This window comes from Micromonospora sp. D75 (assembly GCF_018070405.1).
Classification (GTDB): Bacteria; Actinomycetota; Actinomycetes; order Mycobacteriales; family Micromonosporaceae; genus Micromonospora; species Micromonospora chalcea.
Window position 1 is genome coordinate 1 of record NZ_JAGPXV010000835.1, and the last position, 2,100, is coordinate 2,100.

Annotated in this window: 2 protein-coding genes; both read right to left on the reverse strand. The window is 70.0% G+C overall.

What is annotated here, in order from left to right:
• On the reverse strand, positions 1-992 hold a 992-nt coding region (locus KBX39_RS29695), incomplete at its 3' end, for a beta-1,3-glucanase family protein (RefSeq protein WP_247660739.1).
• Positions 993-1,094: 102 nt separating this feature from the next.
• The coding region (locus KBX39_RS29700; protein ID WP_210873702.1) for an HAD-IC family P-type ATPase at positions 1,095-2,100 on the reverse strand (1,006 nt) is incomplete at its 5' end.

The window sequence follows — 2,100 nt, forward strand, 5'->3', positions numbered from 1 at the left end:
ATGGTGCCGAGCGTGCCTCGGTTGAGGGCCGCGCAGAGCGTACGCGAGATCGGGCCGACCACCTGGTCGTTCGGCGCGGGCAGGTCGCCGTCGCATCCCCAGACGCTGGCCGAGGAGGGCCGGTTGAAGGAGGCGACCACCTGGCCGCTGCCGTTTGTGAAGGTCATGGTGTTGCCCGAGGTGCGGCCGTAGTACCGGATGGCCGGCTGGTCGGCGAAGGGCGCCACGGTCAGCGTCTTCGTGGTGTACGCGTTCCACGCGGAGGCGATGTAGGAGTCCAGATAGGTGGTGCTCAGCAGGCCGGCCCCGGCCGCCTTCCCCGGAGCCAGGACGCGCAGCACGGTCCCGTCGGAGCGGGTGTGGACGGTGTTGGCCCAGCCCGGCTGCGCCCGGATGCCGTCGATGACCGCGTTGCGTCCGTTGGCCACCACGTCGCCGGTGCGCTTGGTGACGCCGTTGGCGCCGGTCACCGTGACCGCGTGCGGGATCGCGAACATGTCGACCTGGGAGCTGTTGAGCCACAGCCCGGAGTCGTTGTAGGTGAACTCGCTCCAGTCGAAGAGGATGTCGCGGTTCGCGTCACCGGCCGCCCAGGGCGCGGGCTGCACCAGTCCGTCCGGGGTGAGGAAGAACTTCAGCTTCTGCCCGAGGGCGAAGTAGGCCCGGCCGGAGAAGCCCCGGGGGAACTGGATCGTGGTGCTGCCGCCGTTGCCGGGGCCCGGTATGGAGACGTCCGGCGCGGGCGACGGCGGGATCTGCCCGCCGCTCCACGGCACGAAGGCGCCGCCGGCGGTGACGTAGCCGAGCCGGCCGGAGGAGAGCTGGACGCCGATGACGTAGAGGTAGACCGGGTCGGTGCGACCGGTGGTGTTGGTGACGGTGACGGGTAGCAACGCGGGTCCGACCGCGTGGGCGGGCGTGGCGACGACGGTGCCCGCGAGCCCGGCGAGCAGTGCGGACGCGGCGGCGAGCAGCTTTCTTCGAAGACGCATGGCGACACCTCGCTGGAGACAGGGACGGGAGAGCGCTCTCTCAGCAGGGTCCAATTGTTAATTTTGTTTGTCAATAGGCGATCACCGATGGACGCCAGACCGTCACGGGCGGGGCACCCGCCGTGCGGCGGTCGGGTCCGGCGGGACGACGTACTTGGCGGTCTCGTTGGCGGCGACGTTGACCAGGGTGACCGCGGCGAGGGCCGCCAGCACCACCGGCGGGAGCGCGGCGAGTCCGAGTGGCGCGGACAGTGGGCTGAAGGGCAGCGCGACGGTGACCGTGATGAGCAACAGTCCGGTGCCGGCGAGCGCGGCGGAGGGGCGGCTGCGCAGGAAACTCCGATTGGAGCGCAGCACCAGCAGCGCGATGATCTCGGTGGCGGTGAACTGGACGAACCAGGCGGCGCGGAAGACGTCGGTCGACACGTGCCACCACCAGCGCAGGGCGCCGAGTACGAGGAGGTCCACGGCGATGCTGATCGAGCCGTACACCAGCATGAACCTGCGGATGGTCCGGACGTCGACGGTACGCGGATGCTGGATCTGCTCGGCATCGGCGTAGTCGGTGGACAGGGTGGTGTAGGGGATGTCGGAGAGGAAGTTGAGCAGCAGGACCTGACGGGGCAGCAGCGGCAGGAAGGGCAGCAGGAGCGCGGCGATGCTCATGCTGACGACGTTGCCGAAGGACGCGCTGGTGTTGACCCGGATGTACTTCAAGGTGTTGGTGAACGTGCGGCGGCCGAGGCGGATGCCGTCGGCGATCACGTCGAGGTTCTTGTCGAGCAGCACGATCGCCGCGGCCTGTTTGGCGACGTCGACAGCGGTGTCGACGGAGATGCCGACGTCGGCGGCGTGCAGCGCGGGAGCGTCGTTGATGCCGTCGCCGAGAAACCCGACGACGTCGCCGCGTTGGCGCAGCGCGGTCAGGATGCGTTCCTTCTGCAGCGGGTCCACCTCGGCGAACACGGTGACGTCGGCGATCCGCTCCGGCAACTGGTCGTCGGGGCAGGCGGCGAGGTCGGCGCCGACGAGCGGTTCGCCGGCGAGGTCGACGCTGGCGGCGACGTGCCGGGCGGCGTGCCGGTTGTCGCCGGTGACCAGTCGGACC